Source organism: Chitinophaga varians, from assembly GCF_014529945.1.
GTDB classification, from domain to species: domain Bacteria; phylum Bacteroidota; class Bacteroidia; order Chitinophagales; family Chitinophagaceae; genus Chitinophaga; species Chitinophaga varians.
Genome location: NZ_JACVFB010000002.1, coordinates 768,114 through 788,124, shown reverse-complemented (window position 1 = coordinate 788,124; position 20,011 = coordinate 768,114). Strand labels below are relative to the sequence as shown.

Sequence of the window (20,011 nt, the reverse complement as noted above, 5' to 3'; positions counted from 1 at the left end):
AAAATATTACAATCGTTCCTGGTGACGCAACCAGCGTTCCGGCATTTCATTGTTGCTGGCCAGCAGGTAGTCGTTATAGGCACAGGGCACGAATTCCTGATCAGGAAGTTGCATCCACCAGCGGCCGGTACGTTTGCTTTTCAGGAAAACAGTTTCTATATCGGAGAAGGCTATATGAAATTCCCAGAAGGCGTCGCGGTCGTCCAGCAGCGCCTCTTTGTTTTTAACGGAACGGCCATCCATAAAATACCACATCATCTGAGCGATCTGGCGGGCGGTGAGTTGTTCTTTGTCTTTTTCTGGCCGGTAGCCATAAATACCGAAAGAAGACAGGCGGCTGCTCATACCTGCATAACGGGCCAGAGAGCAGGCCTCTTCCCCGCTAAACCCGTTAGGGGAGAGGTTGTTGGCCGGCGCATCGGTGTGCCGGATAATATTAATATCGAGACTGAACAAATCAGAATGGCGCAGTACCGGTTCCGCTTCTTCCATATTTTCACGGATACGGCCTAAACGAAAACAATCAAAACGCAGTTTGTCCAGCGTCTCTAACATGCGCGGATGTACGAAATAACTCTGGAAGCCCAGATGGTTGTAATGACGAAGGTAATTGGGTTGTTCAGTGAGGATGTCCATCAGGAACCTTTCACTGCGAAGGGAAGATTCTTCCTGCAGATCAATCAGCGCATCAGCCACTGTAGCTTCTATGATCAGCTGATGGGCTGCATATGCTTTGTATTGCGGATAAGTAAGATCATGAGAGCCGCCCAGTATCAGCACTGTTTTATTCGCCTGCACCAATTCTCCTACCACTGTTTTCATGGCAGCATAAGCATCTGCGAGGAAAGCGCCTGATCGCAGGTTGCCCACGTCCGCCACTTTGATATCACGGTGCCAGTTGTAAAGTTTAAAGAACTCCCGCCGGATCGCATCAGGGCCGCTGGTGCCGGTTTTTCCACTGGCACTGCCCCTTTCTTCTCCAACACCCAGCAATACAATATCGGCAGCATCCAGGTCCGGATGATGTTCTTCTTCATAAGCGTCTATCACACCTCCAATCTGGAAAGCGTCATACTCCTGATCATCGTTCAGAAAAGCTTTGGAAACAGGCTGCAAAAAATCCTGCAGGTGCGAAAAATCTGCCATCACTTAGTTGGGTTTGTTTGACGGCAAACGTACAACAAGAATTTAAAAAAAATACATCAATGAAGCAGATAAGCAGCGGGTTATGCTACTGTACCGGAAATGCCTAAGTACGACTTTTAGTTGCGGTGAATGATAAATTCAAAAGGCTTATGTGCTTTACGTGAAATTGCCTTCTCCAGCACCGATCGTTTGCTGGTAATTCTGCTTTTGTTGCAATCTACTACTTCCATTACTGCGCACAGATAATCCATGGTTTCAATTAAAGACAACATCTCACTGATTTGCCTTACAGCAGATTGTATCTGCTGCTCTGTGTACCTATCTTCATGTAGCAGGATCAATAAATCTCTATCTACCGGTTTCATGAAAAAAATTTTGACTGTTCCCCGAAATAATTGTTTGGCCAGGTTTTCATGGGATAATCCAAAAAAGATAAGGTAAAAATCGTTTTAATGTTGTGTCAGATGTGCCTTTTAGTGCATTCGTTTTTTGTTCATAGTGGGACAACCGCAATCGTTCTTCTTAAACACTTTGCAACCTGTCATCGTTAAACTTCCACAAAGAAAAAAGATCACCATCCATTTAAGCCTTTTCATAGTGCTATTTAATATTCTTCCGGTTAAATACAAGTCCTTCCCTAATTAGTTTACCTTTTCTTAACAATCACCCTTTGTAATTTAAGCTAAATTCGCAAAAAAATTTAATTTATTTGTCCACAATCCAGCCTCCCGTAAAAATTTTAACAGTGCCTCTGGACTGGGGCCTGGGACACGCCACCCGCGACATTCCTCTCATCCATGAAATGCTAAACGCAGGGGCTCAGGTTTTTATTGCTGCCGAAGGAAAACACGCCGCACTGTTGAAACAGGAATTCCCGGAAATTACCATTTTACCACTGCCGGGATATCGCATCCAATATGCGCAAAAAGGTAAGTTCTTCGGAATGAAGATCATACAACAAATTCCCAAAATATATAATGCGGTAAAATACGAGCAGCGGTGGCTCAAAAAGATCGTAAAGGAATACCAGATCAATGCTGTTATTTCGGACAACCGCTTCGGTCTGTACCAGAAAGACATTCCCACCGTATTCATTACTCACCAGCTCCTGATCAAAACACCCTTTGGCGGCTGGATAGAACGGACCCTCCAGAAAATCAACTATAATTTCATTCGTAAATACAGCGCCTGCTGGATCCCGGACTTCGCCGGCGATAATAACCTCTCCGGTGAACTGGCACATCCGGCAAAACTCCCGCCCAACACCACGTACATCGGCTGTCTCAGCCGTTTTGAGCCACAAACGGACGTCGTGAAAAAATACGACCTCCTGGTGCTCATCTCAGGGCCGGAACCGCAGCGTACCAACCTGGAAAAGCTGGTGCTCGACCAGGTAAAGGACCTCTCCCTGAAAGCCCTGATCGTCAGCGGTAAACCGGGCACTCACTATCATGAAGAGGTGGCTCCCGGCGTAACGCATGTTAACCATCTGGACGCCAAAGCGTTAAACGAAGCCATGCTTGCTTCCGACATGGTGCTGAGCCGCTCCGGCTACACCACCCTGATGGACCTTGTAAAACTCAACAAAAAAGCGATCCTGATACCGACCCCCGGCCAGTCCGAACAGGTATATCTGGGAGAGTATCTCATGGAAAAAGGTTATTTCTACTCCGTTACACAGGAAGAATTTAATCTGAAAACAGTGCTGGACAAAGCTTCCAGCTTCCCGTTCCGGTCTTTCCAACATGAGCAGGACATGTCGCTTTACAAAGAAGTAGTCAAACAGTTTGTCCAAAAACTTCAACAACGATAGCAACTGAACGGGAAAAACAGATACCTGCAATTTTTCCCGTTCAGCTGCCCGCTAAAAAATCAGCTTCGTCCGGCGGGCGAAGCGATGAGAACCCTGTATATCACGGGATTACATGTTCTTTACTTCAGCGCCGATATAAATCCTGTCGCCGGCAATACCCACCGGTCTTTTCAGGAAAGAATATTCCTCCAATATCAGGTCGCGGTAATCCTTTTCCGTCAGGTCTTTCTCATGAAGTCCCATGGGCCTGTATTTCTGTGACCGGCGGCTAAAAAGGGCCTCATAACTGCCCGACAGCGCATGCATCTCGTCCAGCTGTTCGGGTGTTATTTTTTCCGTTTTGATATCCTGCAGATCAATCCCTCTGTCTTTTGCCTTTATTTCCTCCAGAATTTTTTTGCAGGTACTGCAGGTCGACAAATGATATATCTTATTCATATGCTACTATATTTCCGGGTTTAAAAATACAATCTGAACGTATATTGTGGTACTATCTTAATTTTGTGCATTCAAATTAATTCTTGTAGGTTTAGTGATGCAAAAGAAATTATTTTTATTAGACGCTATGGCCCTGATTTACAGGGCTTATTACGCGTTGATCAGAAATCCCAGGCTTACCAGCACCGGTCGCAATACCAATGCCCAATTTGGTTTTACCACCACATTGCTGGACCTTATCAATAAGGAAAAACCTACCCATCTGGCCGTCGCGTTTGACACGCATGCGCCTACCGAACGTCATACCACTTTCACCGACTATAAAGCCAATCGTGAAGATGCTCCGGAAGATCTGCTGGAGGCCCTCCCTGATATAAAACGGATCATCGAAGGGTTTAATATCCCGGTCGTGGAAATTGACGGTTATGAAGCAGATGACGTGATCGGCACACTCGCCTGGCAGGCCGCTGATGCGGGTTATACCGTGTATATGGTAACGCCCGATAAAGACTACGGGCAGTTGGTGAAAGATAACGTATTCATCTACAAACCGCCATACATGGGCAGCAAAGAAGAAATTCTCGGCCCGAAAGAAGTGTGCGAAAAATGGCAGATCAAAGACGTACATCAGGTAATCGATATCCTCGGCCTGATGGGCGATGCCGTGGATAACATCCCCGGTATTGCCGGCGTCGGTGAAAAAACAGCCATGAAACTGCTGGCCCAGTATGAAACACTGGAAAACGTGCTGGCCAATGCTGACGCGATCGGCGGCAAGATGGGAGAGAAGATCAAAGCAGGCCATGACAACGCACTGCTGTCGAAAGAACTAGCCACTATTATCACCGATGTGCCGGTTACTTTCCACGAAGAAGATTTTTCGCTGACCGATATCCACAAAGAAAAGTTAACCGAGATCTTTACCGAACTGGAATTTAAAAGTCTCGGTAAAAGAGTACTGGGAGATGGCTTTGCGATGACCGGTGGTAGCCCTGAACCCGGTAAAGCCAAAGTGGTACAGACCGATCTCTTTGGGCAGGCCGTGGAAACAGCCGTGGCTGAAGAACCTGCCGAAGCAGCCAGCTTCCTCGCACCAGACAAAAACATTCACAATACGCCGCACAACTATGTGCTGATAGATACGCCGGAAAAACGGGCAGCGTTGCTGGCAGACCTGCTGCAACAAAAAGAAATCGCTTTCGATACCGAAACAACCGGTACGGACGCCAATGAAGCCGATATCGTGGGCATGAGCTTCGCCTATAAAAACGCTGAAGCCTATTACATCCCCATGCCGGCCGATTATGACGCAGCACGGGCGATCCTCCATGAGTTCAAATCATTATTTGAACATCCGTCTATCACGCTGGTAGGACAGAATATCAAATATGATATGCTGGTGCTGAAATGGTACGGACTGGAAGTAACGACTCCGCTGTTCGATACGATGCTGGCCCATTACCTCATTGAGCCGGAAGGCCGCAGAAGCATGGACGCATTAAGCGCCCAATACCTGCAATACGAGCCGGTAGCCATCGAAACACTGATCGGCAAAAAGGGAAAAGGACAAGGCAGTATGCGGGACGTGGAAGTGGAAAAAATCAAGGAATACGCCGCAGAAGATGCAGACATCACCCTGCAACTGAAACACACCTTCCAGCCTATGCTGCCGGAAAAAGCAGTGGAGAAAGTATTTTACGATGTGGAAAACCCACTGGTGAAAGTGCTGACCGACATGGAGTTTGAAGGCGTGCGCATCGATACGCTGGCACTGGCCGATTATTCCCGTGAACTGGAAACTGAAATAAAACGCGCAGAAGAAAGCGTATACGAACAAGCCGGCGTAAGGTTTAAACTGGCTTCTCCCAAACAACTGGGCGAAGTGTTGTTTGAAAAACTACAGCTGGACCCTAAGGCCAAGAAGACCAGAACAGGCCAGTATGCTACCGGCGAAGATGTGCTGCAGAAGCTGGCCAACAAACACAAGATCGTGGACGACATCCTGATTTTCCGCGAACTGAGCAAGTTGAAATCCACTTACGTAGATGCGTTGCCGTTAATGATCAACAAACGGACCAGCCGTGTGCATACCTCCTACAATCAGGCGGTGGCTGTCACCGGCCGCCTGAGCTCCAACAACCCCAACCTGCAGAATATTCCTATCCGGACTGACAGGGGACGGGAAGTGAGAAAAGCCTTTGTACCCCGCAATGAGGAATTTGTACTGCTGTCTGCCGACTATTCCCAGATCGAGCTGCGCATCATTGCAGCGATTGCCCAGGATGAGCAGATGATGGATGCTTTCCGTCAGAAAATAGACATTCACGCCGCTACTGCCGCGAAGGTGTACAACGTTCCGCTGGAGGCCGTGACCGCAGATATGCGCCGCAACGCCAAAAGCGTCAACTTCGGTATCATTTACGGTGTGAGCGCTTTCGGCTTGTCCGAAAACCTGGGCATTGCCAGAAGCGAAGCCAAAACCCTGATCGATAACTATTTTGCGCAGTATACGTCCATCAAAAAATACATGGATGATCAGGTAAAATTTGCGCAAACTAACGGCTACGTACAAACGAAACTTGGGCGTAAGAGATGGCTGAAAGACATCAATTCTTCCAATGCAGTAGTACGTGGTTATGCCGAAAGGAACGCGATCAATATGCCTATTCAGGGCACGGCCGCAGATATGATCAAACTGGCCATGATCGCAATACACAAGGCGTTTAAGGAAAGAAACCTGAAATCCAGGATGATCCTCCAGGTGCATGACGAATTGGTTTTTGACGCCCATCGTTCAGAATTAGACATTATTAAACCCCTGATATTGGATTGTATGCGTAATGCGCTGCCATTGGACGTTCCCGTCGAAGCAGAAATGGGAATCGGTGAAAACTGGCTGCAGGCGCACTAATTTAATTTGCACATTTTTTCATTTTGATATTTAATTATTGGTCTCGGAAGAAGCCGTTTACCCCCGGCATTCCCGATAATTAAATATCAAAATGAAAAAATATCAAATGGTTGTATTTCCCAAAACAGTTTACTAGTTTCAAAACATGATTCAAACTCCTCGACTACAATTGTTGCCTTGCACATTGCAGCATTTTGAGTCGCTATTACAGGGCAATGATACCCTGGCCGAACTTCTCGGAATTGCGGTTCCGGAAGGGTGGACAGAATATCCCGAAATGGTGCTGGTAGCATATGATAAATTACGCAACGACCCTTCCATGCTGGGATGGTTTTTTTACCTCGTTATTCACCGGGAAGACAAACGCCTGATCGGTGCCGGCGGATTCAAAGGGAAACCCAATCACCAGGGGCTCGTTGAAATGGGCTATGAAATCACGGCAGATTACCGCGAGCAGGGCCTCGGCTCTGAAATGGCGCAGGCGCTCGTTCGCTTCGCCTTCGGACATTCGTACGTACAAAAAGTAATCGCCCATACCGAAGAAGAATATAACGCCTCTGTTAAGATATTACAAAAATCAGGAATGCGATTTGTGGGCGCCGTTAAAAACAGAGAAAATGAAGATCTCTGGGAATGGGAGATCACGAGAGCACAATACCTGGAACAACAAAAAACTGTACAAAAACCGTAGCACTGCTCCGTTCATCCATCTTTTTCAGGGACGAATACCCCGATTCCCTTATTTTTGGCCCTTGTCTAAAACCTGTCTTAACAACATGAAGAAATGGATGATCAGCGCTGCCATGCTGTGCAGCACCGCTGTATTCGCGCAAACAAGCACTAATGTAGAAGGTAGCCGCTACCAGTTTTCCGTTATTAAAAATATGGACGCAGGAGATGTGCAAAATCAGGGCCGTACCGGTACCTGCTGGTCTTTCTCCGGCCTTTCCTTTTTTGAATCTGAACTGCTCCGCAACGGTAAAGGCAAAGGCCTGAACCTGAGCGAAATGTTCGTGGTACGTAAAATGTACCCGCTGAAAGCAGCCAACTATGTAAGAATGCATGGTAAAGCCAACTTCGGCGAAGGTGGCGGTTTCCCTGATGACCTGCTGTGCCTCCGCCAATATGGCCTGGTTCCACAGTCCGTTTACGATGGCAACAAGGGTAAAATGTACAACCACGCCGAAATGGAAAACCTGGCGGAAGGTTTGGTAAAAACCGTCGGCAACGCCAATGGTACCATCAACCCTGACTGGCAAAAAGCATTTAACGGTGTACTGAACGCCTATATGGGCGATGCTCCGGAAAAATTCGAGTATAACGGTAAATCCTATACGCCGCAGTCTTTTGCTAAAGAACTGGGCCTGAACGCCGACGACTATGTGCTGATCTCTTCCTTCACCCACCATCCATACAACAGCCAGTTCGTACTGGAAGTACCGGACAACTGGAACTGGGAAAATGTGTACAACGTAAGCCTGGAAGACTTCACCCGCATCGCGGAAACTGCCGTTACCAACGGTTACACCCTCGCATGGGCCGCTGACGTGAGCGAAAAAGGATTCAACTTCAAAGAAGGCCTCGCCATTGTACCAGACAAAGACTGGGCTGATATGTCTGCTGAAGAAAGGAAAAACATGTTCCTCGAACCAGTAAAGGAAAAAACCATCACCCCCGAAGTACGCCAGCTTGCCTTCGATAACTACGAAACACAGGACGACCACGGCATGCACATCGTTGGTATCGTGAAAGACCAGAACGGTAACAAATACTTCCGTGTGAAAAACTCCTGGGGCACTGAGAATTTCGGCCAGGGTTATTTCTACGCTTCTATGCCGTACTTCGCTTATAAAACCACCAGCTTCATGGTGAACAAAAAAGCACTGCCGGCCGATATCGCGAAAAAATTAAAACTCTAATCGGACCCGGAGCAATAATTGCCCGCCGATAATAAAATAAGAGACCGCCTCACCGAAAAGTGAGGCGGTCTTTTTTATATCCGGAATCCGGGAGCATCTCCCTATTCCTAAAAGCAGCCCAAAGGGGTAACGTTCCCCCTTCAATCCACGTTTTTATCAATGCCTGAATTTATTTGACATCGTCAAGTAAATTTATTTGATTATGTCAAACATTTATTTATAAAACACTGTTTTATAATAGCTTGGTTAATGTTTTCCTTCCTGATGTTGGGTCAACTCGTAACTTCCCAGCCTTAATTTCACCGGGATGCCGGTCTGTTTCTGCCAGGACCATTCCTTTTTGCAGAAGAAACCAAAATGCTGGTCATAATAGGCATGATTGGTCATCATGTATACCGGATAAACGGGGCCGGAAGGGGTGGGACCATTAAAAGAGGGAAGGGGTAATGCGGGCTGGTTACCTGCTTTCGCAAAAGTGCCGAAAGGCACGTACCGGGAATTTTTTACCGTATCGGTTAAAAGATGACGATGGGCAAAGGATACCGGCGACAGCGTTTTTTGAGCCGTCACTTGCGCCTGTAACGTTACAGGCGCCATCATCAGACAACCTATGATCCACCATTGCATCTTCATAAAATATCATCAGCTAATGGCTTCATAACTACCAATACCTTCACGCACCAGCTCCGGTTCCGGACCGGTACAATCCACCACTGTGGAAAAGCCTATTCCACCGGGGCCGCCATCTACCACGATATCCACTACCTTACCGAATTTCTCATAGATGATTTCCGGGTCCGTATATTCTTCCACGTAGTGATCGACCGGCAAGGTGGTACTCATCAGCGGGTTGCCCAGTTCATGGACAATCGTCCGGCAGATATTGTTGTCCGGCACCCTGATACCGACTGTATCTTTTTTTGTTTTTAACAGCTTAGGCACCATCTTACTGGCGGGCAAAATAAAGGTATATGGGCCGGGCAGCGCCTTCTTCAGCATCCTGAACACCGGCGTATCCACGCTTTTAGCGTAGTCCGACAGGTGGCTCAGGTCATAGCAGATAAATGAAAACTGCGCTTTCCTGGGATCAATCTGTTTAATCCGGGCAATACGCTCTATCGCCTTATGCTGCGTAATATCGCACCCCAACCCGTAAACGGTATCGGTAGGATAGATAATAATCCCTCCATCCTTCAGGCATTCGATGATCGTTTTTATATGGCGGGGATTCGGATTCTCCGGGTGCACATTTAACAGCATAGTATCATAGATTAAGTGAAAGTAACAACGATGACAACATGCACAACAACCGTGCTGCTAGTGTAAAATTACCAAATTAAATCCTTACTGTAAGTTAATATGCAATTCGTAATTCATAATTCCACAATTAGTTCCTATCTTTCAGCCCGATTTTTCCAAACCTACGCGGAATGAAGTTAAAAGGCATTGTCCCCAGAACGTGGAGGAGATTGAAGCGGATATTGCTGGTCCTGTTTGTCGCACAATTTGTATATATCATCCTGTTACGATGGGTCAATCCACCTATCACCATCACTATGATCTCCAGCTGGTTCAGCCTCTGGGGCACCGATAAACACCTGCAAAAATCATGGGTCAGCTACGATGAAATATCCCAACACGCCAAACTGGCCGTGATCGCGAGCGAAGACCAACTGTTTCCCGACCACGACGGCTTCGACTATAAGTCGATCGAAAAGGCAATGAAACACAACGAAGCCAGCAAAAAGATAAGAGGGGCCAGTACCATCAGCCAGCAGGTAGCTAAAAACGTGTTCCTCTGGCAGGGCCGTAGCTGGATACGCAAGGGGCTGGAAGTATACTTCACTTTTATGATTGAAAAAATCTGGGGCAAACAGCGGATACTGGAAGTGTACCTGAATGTGGCCCAGACAGGCGACGGCATCTTTGGCGTGGAAGCAGCCTCACAGGCTTACTATCATAAAAATGCCGCCAGTCTGAACAGGGAAGAAGCGGCCATGATAGCGGCCTGTCTCCCTAATCCGGTTAAATATACTGTCAACCCGCCAGCCAGGATCACCGCCTGGCGACAACGGAAAATTCTGATACAAATGCGCAATCTGGCGCCCGATCCGGATATTATGGAACTCGTTTCAGGGGTGAAGAACACTACTCCGCCAGCAAACGATTCAAAGCCTCAATAGCCAGCACCTCACGCTGTTCATAACTACCCCGTATATCCGTCCAGGTTACTCCTGACTGCATCACGATATCCCGGTACACCTGATAGAAATACTCGCGCATCTCAGGGTCAGGGTATTCGCGCTGGGGATCTTCTTCCCAGGGCAGGTCTACATAGGTAAGCAGGTAATGATCACACCGTTGATTCGCAATAGCACTAAGGATACGGGGATCACAGTCCTGGTATTTATGCTCGCTCCATACTTTTATCACATACAGATCGGTATCACATATCAACAGGTCTTTGGCTTTAGTGGCCGTTTTATCTTCCAATATCATCTGTCCATAGGTGATGTTCAACAGGTCTTCCTGTTCATAGGGCCGTCCGAGGCCGTCCAGATACTGCCGGGCATATTCCGGCGTCCAGGCAGTATTAAAATGCGCCGCCAGCTTGGCGCTGAGCGTGCTTTTGCCTGTAGACTCAGGCCCTATGACTACTACTTTTTTCATGAATGGGAGGTTTCCTGTTGCAGCACGGCCTTACGCCAGCTGAAATATCCGAAGATAGCAATGATAAACAAAAAGATGGTCAACAGCGCGGTCAGGTACAGGTGCTTATAGAACAGCAACGGCACCGCCACAAAATTGGAGATATTCAACAGTATCCAGTTTTCCACTTTCCGTTTGGCTAGCAGCCACATGCCGCCACAGGCGGTGGCGGAAATGAAAGCGTCCATCACGGGTACGTTGGAGTCGGAGAAATTCACCAGCAGCACATAGAAGATGGCCCATCCTGCCAGGGCGATGAAGATCGCCGTAGCCAGTTCCCCTGGGCTGCTACGGCTGATCTTCACCTCCGGTTTGGCCGGGCCCTGCCGGGCCCAGTATAACCATCCGTAAACGCTCATCACCAGGTAATAGGCGTTGAGCGTGGCGTCTGCATAGAGTTTAAAATGTTCCCTCGAAAGAAGGTAGGTATAGATGCCGGTACTGATAATACCGGTGGGATATACCAGTATATTATTTTTCTTCTGGAAGATGACCGACAATACAGCAAACAGTACTGCAATCGCTTCGAGCCATGTCATGCCATGTAAGCCGTTTTGCAGTCCCGTTATAAATTCATTCATACAACAAATGTAAGTATTGCAGTTGATGGATTATTTTTTCCGTGTACCCGTCAACGTGCCGGATACATCCCAGAAGCTCTGGCTGGTACCGGCAGGAGCGCCCTGCGGGATCGCTACTTTAATGGTATGCTGTCCCGGGCCAAGGTCCGGCAGGGAAATGAACACCGGAGAGGTGAGGGTGCCGGGGCACCAGTTGGAGCGGCTCAGGTCTGAGGAAGACAGTCCGTTACCGAAGTTACCGGAAGCCGGGTTAGACAAACGGTAAGTGCCACAGTCTGTACGCCAGGGGATGAAATGATACACCCTTTTTCCATCCACGAATATCTCATTCTGTTTCGGATTGAATTCATCGCCGCCGCCCCAGCCACCATGGCCGGTAGTGATATAACGCAGCTGAAGATGGTGAATGCCTTCCGGAATGTTTACTGTCACAGTCAGGGAGTCCTTATCGAAAAGGGTAGGGTATTCCTGTCCGGCCATCTCCATCAGGTTGGTCGTATTAAAAATCGGGTAGATCCAATCCGGCCTGTTGCTGTTGTCATCTTCGTCATCACCGGGATAGTATTTGAAACGCAGGCTTACTTTGTGCCCGCCTTTATCGTAGTTGCCGATGTAAACGCCCAGCCATACCTCGCCTTGCAGGCGGTTTTGCAGTTCCGTGATATCCTGCTTGTACATCACAGAATCGGCCCAGTGGTATCCTTTGATCTTCACCTGATCGTTGAAGTGGTGTACCCCGAAAGGCGTGAAGAAGCGCAGTATTTCCAGGGAAGGCAGATAGTTGTCGGTAGCCACCATGCCCTGATATTGTTTTCCGTTTTTGGCGGTAAATACCGGCAGGGCGGCAGCACCTTTGCGAAGGCCATCCAGGAAGGAGGCGGCTTTATCGGTAGGGATCATGAATACAGAGCCGGTACGGTCATAGGCGTCACCGTTAGAATACTGTACCAGTTCAGCGAACATGGTTTCCCCCTTTTTGGGTGCGGGCAGTTTTACTTTTTTCAGGATGACAGTACCGCCAGCGTAGCGATAAGTCACGCCTGACTGATCGTCTGCCGGGTTAGTGATATTGTTGCCCCAGCTGATTTGTTCCTGATCAAACACCGGCAGGGTAGTGTAGCGGCTTTCTATCACCTCCCGCATATAGGCGGCATCGTCCACCTGTTGGCCCGGTTGTGCAGGCCATGCCAGTTCTGCCGGGGTAATTTTGCGGTAATCGATTTTTTTAGCGATGGTTTCGCTGTTGCCGTTGCGAACAACCTTGAGCACGAGTCCGAGCCCCGGCGCTATTGTCAGGTTAGGCGTGCCTTTGAGGGCCAGTTGGTTAGTATACCATACTTCAATGGTGTTGGAGCGGACAAAGAGTTTGGCTTTCTTACAGACCAGTCCAAGGATGGTGTCTGTGCCTGGCAGCAATTCCGGTTGTATATATTCCGTGAACGGTTTCTTCAGCGTATAGGTATTTCCGTTAGGAGTGCCAAGTACCTGAAGGGTCGCTTTTTCGCCCAGTTCCAGATACTGTTGTTCTTTCGCAGCGGGGCCACCCGGAACGATGTGGGCCCTGTTGTGGTCAATGAACAGCTGTAGGCCGTTGCCGACCTCTTTTCCATTGCTGCGCATCCCGTAGGTAATCACGGCGGCGGCGCTGTCGATGTTTTTTTTCTTCTGTGCCAGTACCGGCTGGGCTGCAATGGCCATGCCGGTCAACAAAACCAGTAATCCTTTCATTGTCGCTATATCTATCTTAAAAAATAAAAAAGCACAGCCACTAAGACTGTGCTTTCATTTAACACTATCATTCACTCAACTATGGCTTATTCGGCTTCTGCCACAACTTCCTTCACTTCCGGTATCATACGCTTCATCATGCCTTCGATGCCGGCTTTCAGCGTAATCATGGAAGAGGGGCAGCCTGAACAGGAACCCTGTAACATCAGTGTAACCGTACCGGCTTCGTAGTTTTTGAACTGAATGGCGCCGCCATCCATTTCTACCGCTGGTTTCACGTAGTTTTCGAGCAGTTCCTTGATTCTTTTCACCACATCGCTGTCATCTGCGCTAACGGTGTTGCTGGCAGTGTCTTTGGTGACTACCACTTCGTCTTCGTTGATAACAGGGCGGTTATCCTCCAGGTATTCCTTCAGGAAGGCTTTTACGGTGGGGATTATATCGTTCCAGTCTGTTTCACTGGTTTTGGTAAGCGTAATGAAATTGGCCATGATGAACACGCCCCTGATGAAAGGGAAGCTAAACAGTTCAATTGCCAATGGGGATGGTTTAGCGCTGGCCTCATCCGGAAAGTCGATGCTCTTACCAGGATACAACAGTTTGTTGGCAACAAACTTCATTGTTTCCGGATTGGGCGTCATTTCCGTATATATGCTGATGATCGGATTTCCTGTTTTAATCATTTTATCCTAATTTACCTGACAAAGGTAGCACTTTCCGGGCAGAATTTTAGACCGGAAAAGGGGAAACCTCATCGAATTTTACAATAACGTTATAAGCGGCAACAATATCCTCCCTAACGCCGTCCCCTACATCAAATTAAAATTTAAGGTCATGTTATTGAAAGAACTTTCTCCCAAAATTCTGGCTGCGCTCAACCAACAGGTGGAAATGGAAGCGGCCTCCTCCCAGTATTACCTCGCTATGGCTTCCTGGGCCGAAGTACAGGGCTATAACGGTACCGCACTGTTCCTCTACCGTCACTCCGACGAAGAACGGATACACATGCTGAAATTGCTGAAATACATCAACGAGAGAGGCGCCCATGGCCTGGTGCCGGCACTGAAACAGCCCGACCACCAGTTTAAAAATATACAGGCCGTTTTTGACCTGGTGTTCAAACATGAGCTGGCAGTATCCAAAGAAATCAATAATCTGGTAGACCTCTGTTTGCTTGAAAAAGACTATGCCACGCACAATTTCATGCAATGGTATGTCACCGAACAGATTGAAGAAGAACGGATGGCCCGGCATATCCTTGACAAACTGAAACTCATCGGAGAAGACAAGGGCGGTCTTTATATCTTCGATCGCGACCTGGCAACGCTGGATACGGCCGACAAACACTAATATTATTAAATTTTACATTTATTTTTCTCAGGCGGCTTAGTACTTTTGCAGCATATGCAGACCATCAAAACGCTGAAAGCACGCAAAAGGATCGCGCTGATCGCACACGACCACAAAAAGGCCGAGCTGATAGAATGGGCGACCTACAACAAAACAGTACTGAGCCGCCATGAACTTTACGCTACCGGCACCACCGGCAAACTGATCGAAGAAGCGCTGGACGTTTCCGTCAGAAAATTGCTGAGCGGCCCGCTGGGTGGTGACCAGCAGATTGGCGCACTCGTTGCGGAAGGCGCGCTGGACGTGATCATCTTCTTCTGGGACCCCATGGAAGCCCTCCCGCATGATCCGGATATTAAAGCCCTGCTGCGACTCGGCGTTGTCTGGAACATTCCGGTGGCCTGTAACCGCGCCTCGGCCGACTTCCTGCTGACTTCTCCACTGATGCATCAGGACTATGAAGTGATCCTGCCAGACTATACCCAGTACCTGCAACGAAAAGTCTAGTCCCACCTTTAAATTCCCCGTTTTTTATGCCCTGCAGCTATGCTGCGCCGGGAAATTTCCGTACTTTAATGAAAAGCTTCGGAATGAGATCCTTTTTTCCCATTTTATTAACCATCCTGACCATCCACCTCCAGAGCCAGGCACAGGACAGCAGCCATGTATCCCACGACTCCACCGCCAACGCTCAGCTTATTGCCACCACCCGGCTGCTCCGGGAAAGCGACTCCCTGATCAAGGCAGATGCCGCCGCCAAAGCGGCCCTGGAAGAACAAATCCAACAACTCAGCAGCAACAATCAGCGGAAAAAGGAACTGGAACAGCAGCTTCTTAATATTGAGCAGGCCGATTCCCTGAAGAAAGCCCGGCAACGCGAACGCATCCTCCAAATGAAAGCCATCTCCCAGGGAATACCGGTAGCCCCCTTCGGCGATACCCTGTTTCGTGTGTATAATAAACTAGGGCCTTTCAAGCCCAGCGACCGTGCAGCCAATATTTCCCGTAAACTGCAACTGATAGAAAAAGATCCTTTCTTTTCACCGGACTCCATCACCGTAGTACCCAACGAAAACAATGTCGACGTAGTGTACAACGACCTGATCATCCAGACCATCACGGATGACGATGCCCTCTGGCTGGACCAGGACAAAACGCAGGTGGCCACGGCCTACGCAGCCACTATCCGCAAAGCCATCCAACAGGAAAAAGCACAACACAGCGTTCAGTATATCCTCATACGCCTTGGCTGGCTGGCATTGATATTGGTCGTGCTGGGCCTTATCATATTTGGCATCAATCGGTTGTTCAGGTCCCTTCGTAAACGACTGGTGCGGGAGAAAGACCGCTACATCAAAGGCGTAAAACTGAAGAACTATGCCCTGCTCAATCCACAGAAACAACTCGGCATCATTTACAGCGCGCTCAATATTGTACGCATTATACTGGTCCTCCTGGTCCTGTACCTCACGCTGCCGCTGATTTTCGGCATCTTCCCCTGGACAAAGGGTATTGCAGATAAACTGATTGACTGGACTTTATCGCCTGTTAAATCCATATTGTCGGGCATTCTTCATTATCTGCCCAAGCTGCTCACCATCCTCGTTATATATGTGGTCACACGGCTGCTTGTCAAACTTGTGAACTATCTCGCCAGTGAAATCGCCTGTGGCAATCTGAAGATCAACGGTTTTTATACCGACTGGGCATTGCCCACTGCCAGCGGTATCAAGTTCCTGTTGTACGCTTTTATGTTTGTCGTGATCTTCCCTTATCTCCCCGGATCGGACTCCAAAGTATTTCAGGGTGTGTCTGTATTCCTCGGCATTCTCTTTTCTCTGGGATCTTCCTCCGCGATTTCCAATGTAGTGGCGGGTTTCGTGATTACGTACATGCGGCCCTTTAAAATAGGGGACCGTATCCGGTTGGGAGAAATCACCGGCGATGTAATAGAAAAGAACCTGCTGGTGACCCGCTTACGCACCACTAAAAACGAAGAGATCACCGTGCCCAATGCCAGCATCCTCAACGGACATACGGTCAATTTCACCTCTTCCAGTAAAGACCTGGGGCTAATTCTGCACACCACGGTCACCATTGGATATGATGTGCCGTGGAAACAGGTGCATGAGCTACTTATCCGTGCAGCGTTGGCCACGGAAGGCATTCAGAAAGACCGCGAGCCGTTTGTATTACAGACTGCGCTTAATGACTTCTCCGTTGCCTATGAAATCAATGCCTATACGGAGGAGTCGCATCGGATGAATGAAATCTATTCCCGGCTGAACCAGCAGATACAGGACCACTTCAATGAAGGCGGAGTAGAGATCATGTCGCCGCAATACCACGCCCACCGCGACGGAAACGCTTCTACCATTCCTCCTTCTTACATGCCGGGAAATTACGAGCCTCCGGCCTTTAAAGTAAAAGTGGACCATAAGCCATAAGAATCATATAATTAGGCAAGAAAACAGGCTTCCTTTTTGTTATTTTCGCATCTTACGGTTTAAAGTAAGGCAGATGTTGAAGCAGTTATTAGCCGGTGTGGCCCTTTGCGTGGGCCTCACACAGCAGGCATGGGCGCAGTTGCCGCCCAAAAGGGAAATGCGCGGAGTGTGGATCGCCACGGTAGAAAATATTGACTGGCCTTCCAGACGCGGTTTACCTACGGAACAACAAAAACAGGAGTTTATCGATTTGCTCAATCAGATGCAGCGCAATGGCATGAACACTGTCGTGGCTCAGGTACGTCCTGCCACCGATGCGTTTTATGCTTCCCCATACGAGCCCTGGTCCGAATACCTGACCGGCGTACAGGGACAGGCGCCTAACCCATACTACGACCCCCTTCAATTCATGATTGAAGAAACCCATAAACGGGGCATGGAGTTTCATGCCTGGTTTAATCCTTACAGGGCCGTATTTAACGTAAGCCGCAGCAGCGTGGCCGCTAATCATATCACCCGTTTGAAACCACAGTGGTTCCTCACTTACGACAACAAAAAATATTTCGATCCGGGTGTCCCGGAAGTACGGAACTACGTGACCATGGTGGTGCGCGACGTGGTGAAGAGATATGATATCGACGCCGTACACTTCGACGACTATTTTTATCCTTACCGTGTGCCCGGTAAAGAGTTCCCGGACAACGTTTCTTACCGCCTGTATGGCAATGGGATGATGAAGGACGATTGGCGCCGGGCCAATGTGGACGCCATCATTGAAATGCTCAGCGTGGCAATCAAAGCAGAAAAACCCTGGGTGAAATTCGGTATCAGTCCGTTCGGCGTATGGCGCGACCGTAGCAAAGACCCGGAAGGATCTTACACGCATGGCGGCATGACCAACTATGACGATCTGTATGCCGATATCTTAAAGTGGTTGAAAAAGGGCTGGATAGATTACGCTGCACCGCAACTGTATTGGGAACGCGGTCATCGTCTGGCGGACTATCAGGTATTGCTCAACTGGTGGAGCCAGCATGGTTATGGCCGGCAGATATACATCGGGCATGGTGTGTACCGTCTCGGCAGCAACCCTGCCTGGAAAAATCCCCGGGAACTGCCTATGCAGATTGAAGAATCCAGGACACTCAATACCATACAAGGCAGCATCTTCTACAGTGCCAAATCTTTCCGTGGTAACCCGCTGGGCATCGAAGACTCCCTGCGCAACCACTACTACAAATACCCGGCATTGCGCCCGGTGATGTCATGGCTGCCTAACACCACACCCGATCCACCATATTTCATCGATGCTTTCGAAAGACCCGGCGGACTGGAAATTCACTGGACCGATGACGATACCAGCGGCCGTACCAAACAATATGTGCTGTACCGTTTCGAGGCCAACGAGCCGATTAACGCTACCGACCCTACGAAAATTCTGGCCATCCTGCCGCAGGCAGCCGATCCGGAATACAAGGACCGGACTTATGTAAAAGGCAAAACCTACACCTATGTAGTCACCGCGCTGGACCGGCTTCAAAACGAGAGCCTGCTCAGTGAACCATTACGGATGGAAATCAAAAACGGTAAAACGACCTTTATCTTTGAACCCTGAGCGCGGGAACAGGCGCATGAATTAAAAAATGAATGCGCCTGTTTCCATATCGATCGCGGTGGCATCGGGACTTACTTTCAGGGCGGGGAATGCATCGGCGCTCACCATATGTCCGCTGCCGGATGCCACCATAGCCCCCAGCACGCCACCCAATACCGCACCGACTACCGCCGACCGACTACGGTCACGGCTATCTTTAAGATAACGGGAAAGCACATATCCATAATTCCATCGCTCCAGCTGAATCAGCTTTCCATCCTGATAACGAAACACGTTTCCGTCTTTTACAATTCCCCAGCAGGACCTGACCTTACCTTTCCGGCCATCCGCTGTTGTACCGATGATATCAGCCCATTCATATTCGTATTCACCCTTTTTTATTTCAAACTGTGTGAGGCCAGGAGCGTTATTCCGGAACTCCTCAAAATTTTGATATACACCATCTTTCATTTGCGGTGCGGTTAACGCCGGCACTTGCCTTTTTTGCAGGTGATGTTGAATGATGTCAGACTTAGTAAGCGCCACCCCGGATTTTTCCGGTGCTTTCTGCAGCAGTTCCATAAAAGCATTGGCGATAAACTGATGGTGTTTCTTTGTCAGCCCCAGGCCTCTGTTCAGTTTCGCCTCATCCATCGCATAAAGCCGCTGGTAGGTCTGTCCGTCTGAAGAACCGTAGGCTGTGGCCTTCAGGCGGATAAACGCTTTTTCACCTACGCCGCCGGGTTGTTCACCGATCCGCAGGTCGTCTACTACCCATAACAGCTTTATACCATCTGTTGAGTACAGGTGCGAAAAGGCATTTTTCACAAATTCAGACAAGTATACCGTCATTTCTTTATCTGGCGTGGCAGGCATCCAACGGGAACCTAGTGAAACGAAGCCCAGGTGTGTAGTGTCCCAGGTGGCGTTTATCACTTCAATACCACTGATTTTTAGCGGCAGTTTGTCGGCGGTCAGCAGCGGTTCCCTTTCCAGGGTGATCTTGCCTTTATTCAGATCGATCTGTTTTTGTGATTTCGCGGGGCCCGCCTCATCAGTCGGGTATTGGGCCGTGGCAGTCATGGTAAAACCGGTTAACCATGCAGAAAGCAGCAGCGCTTGTTTTGTGGACATCATATATTATATATGAATGATAGATATAGGTTATTGTATATGATATTACCGGACGAAATTACTCAAAATCAGGTACTATCACAGATTACCCCGGTACAGGAATATATTAGTCCCCCTGGTTGACAATCCCTCCGCAGTCGCTTGCCCGGAATCCAGGCCCCACCGCGGTCATTTTTCTATAAATTCTAACAATAAGGGATATATTTTTATTTTTTTCTAAATTTTTTGCTTCTATCAAAAA

Annotated in this window: 19 protein-coding genes; 9 read left to right on the top strand and 10 right to left on the bottom strand. The window is 48.5% G+C overall.

The window, feature by feature from the left end; translation table 11 throughout:
• Positions 1–6: 6 nt before the first annotated feature.
• Both ICL55_RS11030 and ICL55_RS11025 read right to left on the bottom strand, forming a co-directional pair.
• Positions 7–1,146, bottom strand: a complete 1,140-nt coding sequence (locus tag ICL55_RS11030; protein WP_188096979.1) for a formimidoylglutamase — start codon at positions 1,144–1,146, stop codon at positions 7–9.
• Positions 1,147–1,262: 116 nt separating this feature from the next.
• Positions 1,263–1,511: a hypothetical protein gene (locus ICL55_RS11025; RefSeq protein ID WP_078669652.1), complete on the bottom strand. Its 249-nt coding sequence runs from the start codon at positions 1,509–1,511 to the stop codon at positions 1,263–1,265.
• A gap of 380 nt (positions 1,512–1,891) precedes the next feature.
• On the opposite strand from ICL55_RS11025, the gene ICL55_RS11020 reads away from it, so the two are divergent.
• Positions 1,892–2,959: a glycosyltransferase gene (locus ICL55_RS11020; RefSeq protein ID WP_188096977.1), complete on the top strand. Its 1,068-nt coding sequence runs from the start codon at positions 1,892–1,894 to the stop codon at positions 2,957–2,959.
• 108 nt (positions 2,960–3,067) lie between these two features.
• Here the strand turns inward: ICL55_RS11020 and ICL55_RS11015 are convergent, their stop codons facing one another.
• A complete protein-coding gene (locus tag ICL55_RS11015) occupies positions 3,068–3,397 on the bottom strand; it encodes an arsenate reductase family protein (protein ID WP_188096975.1) in 330 nt (109 codons plus the stop codon).
• A gap of 97 nt (positions 3,398–3,494) precedes the next feature.
• Here ICL55_RS11015 and polA point away from each other — a divergent pair, with 97 nt between their 5' ends.
• The 3 genes from polA (at position 3,495) to ICL55_RS11000 (ending at position 8,227) form a co-directional block, all read left to right on the top strand.
• Positions 3,495–6,308 carry a DNA polymerase I gene (gene polA, locus ICL55_RS11010; protein ID WP_188096973.1) on the top strand — a complete coding sequence of 938 codons (2,814 nt, stop codon included), beginning with the start codon at positions 3,495–3,497 and terminating at the stop codon, positions 6,306–6,308.
• A 145-nt stretch (positions 6,309–6,453) separates the two neighbouring features.
• Positions 6,454–6,999 (top strand): GNAT family N-acetyltransferase, encoded by a 546-nt coding sequence (locus tag ICL55_RS11005; protein WP_188096971.1) that lies wholly within the window; start codon positions 6,454–6,456, stop codon positions 6,997–6,999.
• A gap of 85 nt (positions 7,000–7,084) precedes the next feature.
• Complete coding sequence (locus ICL55_RS11000) at positions 7,085–8,227, top strand: C1 family peptidase (protein ID WP_188096969.1); 1,143 nt, start codon at positions 7,085–7,087, stop codon at positions 8,225–8,227.
• A 246-nt stretch (positions 8,228–8,473) separates the two neighbouring features.
• Here ICL55_RS11000 and ICL55_RS10995 read toward each other — a convergent pair whose 3' ends face one another.
• Together ICL55_RS10995 and ICL55_RS10990 are read right to left on the bottom strand one after the other, a co-directional pair.
• Positions 8,474–8,854, bottom strand: coding sequence for a hypothetical protein (locus ICL55_RS10995; protein ID WP_188096967.1), 381 nt, complete (start codon positions 8,852–8,854; stop codon positions 8,474–8,476).
• A gap of 15 nt (positions 8,855–8,869) precedes the next feature.
• Positions 8,870–9,487: an L-threonylcarbamoyladenylate synthase gene (locus ICL55_RS10990; RefSeq protein ID WP_188096965.1), complete on the bottom strand. Its 618-nt coding sequence runs from the start codon at positions 9,485–9,487 to the stop codon at positions 8,870–8,872.
• 170 nt (positions 9,488–9,657) lie between these two features.
• Between ICL55_RS10990 and mtgA the strand changes: the two genes are divergently transcribed.
• Entirely contained in the window at positions 9,658–10,410 is a 753-nt protein-coding gene (gene mtgA / locus ICL55_RS10985; RefSeq protein ID WP_188096963.1) for a monofunctional biosynthetic peptidoglycan transglycosylase, read from the top strand.
• Here the strand turns inward: mtgA and ICL55_RS10980 are convergent.
• The 4 genes from ICL55_RS10980 to ICL55_RS10965 form a co-directional block, all read right to left on the bottom strand.
• Positions 10,376–10,897 (bottom strand): AAA family ATPase, encoded by a 522-nt coding sequence (locus ICL55_RS10980; protein ID WP_188096961.1) that lies wholly within the window; start codon positions 10,895–10,897, stop codon positions 10,376–10,378. The two genes, mtgA and ICL55_RS10980, sit on opposite strands and share 35 nt — an antisense overlap.
• Positions 10,894–11,517 carry a nicotinamide riboside transporter PnuC gene (gene pnuC / locus ICL55_RS10975; protein ID WP_188096959.1) on the bottom strand — a complete coding sequence of 208 codons (624 nt, stop codon included), beginning with the start codon at positions 11,515–11,517 and terminating at the stop codon, positions 10,894–10,896. The genes ICL55_RS10980 and pnuC overlap by 4 nt, the downstream gene beginning before the upstream one ends.
• Before the next feature lie 30 nt (positions 11,518–11,547).
• The gene (locus tag ICL55_RS10970; protein ID WP_246496217.1) at positions 11,548–13,245 is read right to left on the bottom strand and encodes a PNGase F N-terminal domain-containing protein; all 1,698 of its coding nucleotides are present in this window, start codon (positions 13,243–13,245) and stop codon (positions 11,548–11,550) included.
• 86 nt (positions 13,246–13,331) lie between these two features.
• Positions 13,332–13,928 carry a NifU family protein gene (locus ICL55_RS10965; protein ID WP_078669665.1) on the bottom strand — a complete coding sequence of 199 codons (597 nt, stop codon included), beginning with the start codon at positions 13,926–13,928 and terminating at the stop codon, positions 13,332–13,334.
• Between the two features lie 151 nt (positions 13,929–14,079).
• On the opposite strand from ICL55_RS10965, the gene ICL55_RS10960 reads away from it, so the two are divergent.
• The 4 genes from ICL55_RS10960 (at position 14,080) to ICL55_RS10945 (ending at position 18,657) form a co-directional block, all read left to right on the top strand.
• Positions 14,080–14,595: a ferritin gene (locus ICL55_RS10960; protein WP_188096956.1), complete on the top strand. Its 516-nt coding sequence runs from the start codon at positions 14,080–14,082 to the stop codon at positions 14,593–14,595.
• 54 nt (positions 14,596–14,649) lie between these two features.
• Complete coding sequence (locus ICL55_RS10955; protein WP_169223344.1) at positions 14,650–15,102, top strand: methylglyoxal synthase; 453 nt, start codon at positions 14,650–14,652, stop codon at positions 15,100–15,102.
• A gap of 83 nt (positions 15,103–15,185) precedes the next feature.
• On the top strand, positions 15,186–17,042 hold the full coding sequence (locus tag ICL55_RS10950) for a mechanosensitive ion channel family protein (RefSeq protein ID WP_188096954.1): 1,857 nt from the start codon (positions 15,186–15,188) through the stop codon (positions 17,040–17,042).
• A gap of 73 nt (positions 17,043–17,115) precedes the next feature.
• On the top strand, positions 17,116–18,657 hold the full coding sequence (locus ICL55_RS10945; protein ID WP_188096952.1) for a glycoside hydrolase family 10-like protein: 1,542 nt from the start codon (positions 17,116–17,118) through the stop codon (positions 18,655–18,657).
• 21 nt (positions 18,658–18,678) lie between these two features.
• Here the strand turns inward: ICL55_RS10945 and ICL55_RS10940 are convergent, their stop codons facing one another.
• The gene (locus tag ICL55_RS10940; RefSeq protein ID WP_223151413.1) at positions 18,679–19,770 is read right to left on the bottom strand and encodes a hypothetical protein; all 1,092 of its coding nucleotides are present in this window, start codon (positions 19,768–19,770) and stop codon (positions 18,679–18,681) included.
• Positions 19,771–20,011: the final 241 nt, after the last annotated feature.

Excerpts from the sequence above, each read along its gene's own strand:
- ICL55_RS11015 (WP_188096975.1), bottom strand. The coding sequence starts at position 3,397 with ATGAATAAGATATATCATTTGTCGACCTGCAGTACCTGCAAAAAAATT.
- ICL55_RS10950 (WP_188096954.1), top strand. The coding sequence starts at position 15,186 with ATGAGATCCTTTTTTCCCATTTTATTAACCATCCTGACCATCCACCTC.
- ICL55_RS10970 (WP_246496217.1), bottom strand. The coding sequence starts at position 13,245 with ATGAAAGGATTACTGGTTTTGTTGACCGGCATGGCCATTGCAGCCCAG.
- ICL55_RS10940 (WP_223151413.1), bottom strand. The coding sequence starts at position 19,770 with ATGTCCACAAAACAAGCGCTGCTGCTTTCTGCATGGTTAACCGGTTTT.
- ICL55_RS11025 (WP_078669652.1), bottom strand. The coding sequence starts at position 1,511 with ATGAAACCGGTAGATAGAGATTTATTGATCCTGCTACATGAAGATAGG.
- ICL55_RS10995 (WP_188096967.1), bottom strand. The coding sequence starts at position 8,854 with ATGCAATGGTGGATCATAGGTTGTCTGATGATGGCGCCTGTAACGTTA.
- ICL55_RS10955 (WP_169223344.1), top strand. The coding sequence starts at position 14,650 with ATGCAGACCATCAAAACGCTGAAAGCACGCAAAAGGATCGCGCTGATC.
- ICL55_RS10990 (WP_188096965.1), bottom strand. The coding sequence starts at position 9,487 with ATGCTGTTAAATGTGCACCCGGAGAATCCGAATCCCCGCCATATAAAA.
- ICL55_RS10960 (WP_188096956.1), top strand. The coding sequence starts at position 14,080 with ATGTTATTGAAAGAACTTTCTCCCAAAATTCTGGCTGCGCTCAACCAA.
- ICL55_RS11005 (WP_188096971.1), top strand. The coding sequence starts at position 6,454 with ATGATTCAAACTCCTCGACTACAATTGTTGCCTTGCACATTGCAGCAT.
- ICL55_RS10965 (WP_078669665.1), bottom strand. The coding sequence starts at position 13,928 with ATGATTAAAACAGGAAATCCGATCATCAGCATATATACGGAAATGACG.
- polA (WP_188096973.1), top strand. The coding sequence starts at position 3,495 with ATGCAAAAGAAATTATTTTTATTAGACGCTATGGCCCTGATTTACAGG.
- ICL55_RS10945 (WP_188096952.1), top strand. The coding sequence starts at position 17,116 with ATGTTGAAGCAGTTATTAGCCGGTGTGGCCCTTTGCGTGGGCCTCACA.
- ICL55_RS11000 (WP_188096969.1), top strand. The coding sequence starts at position 7,085 with ATGAAGAAATGGATGATCAGCGCTGCCATGCTGTGCAGCACCGCTGTA.
- ICL55_RS10980 (WP_188096961.1), bottom strand. The coding sequence starts at position 10,897 with ATGAAAAAAGTAGTAGTCATAGGGCCTGAGTCTACAGGCAAAAGCACG.
- pnuC (WP_188096959.1), bottom strand. The coding sequence starts at position 11,517 with ATGAATGAATTTATAACGGGACTGCAAAACGGCTTACATGGCATGACA.
- mtgA (WP_188096963.1), top strand. The coding sequence starts at position 9,658 with ATGAAGTTAAAAGGCATTGTCCCCAGAACGTGGAGGAGATTGAAGCGG.
- ICL55_RS11030 (WP_188096979.1), bottom strand. The coding sequence starts at position 1,146 with ATGGCAGATTTTTCGCACCTGCAGGATTTTTTGCAGCCTGTTTCCAAA.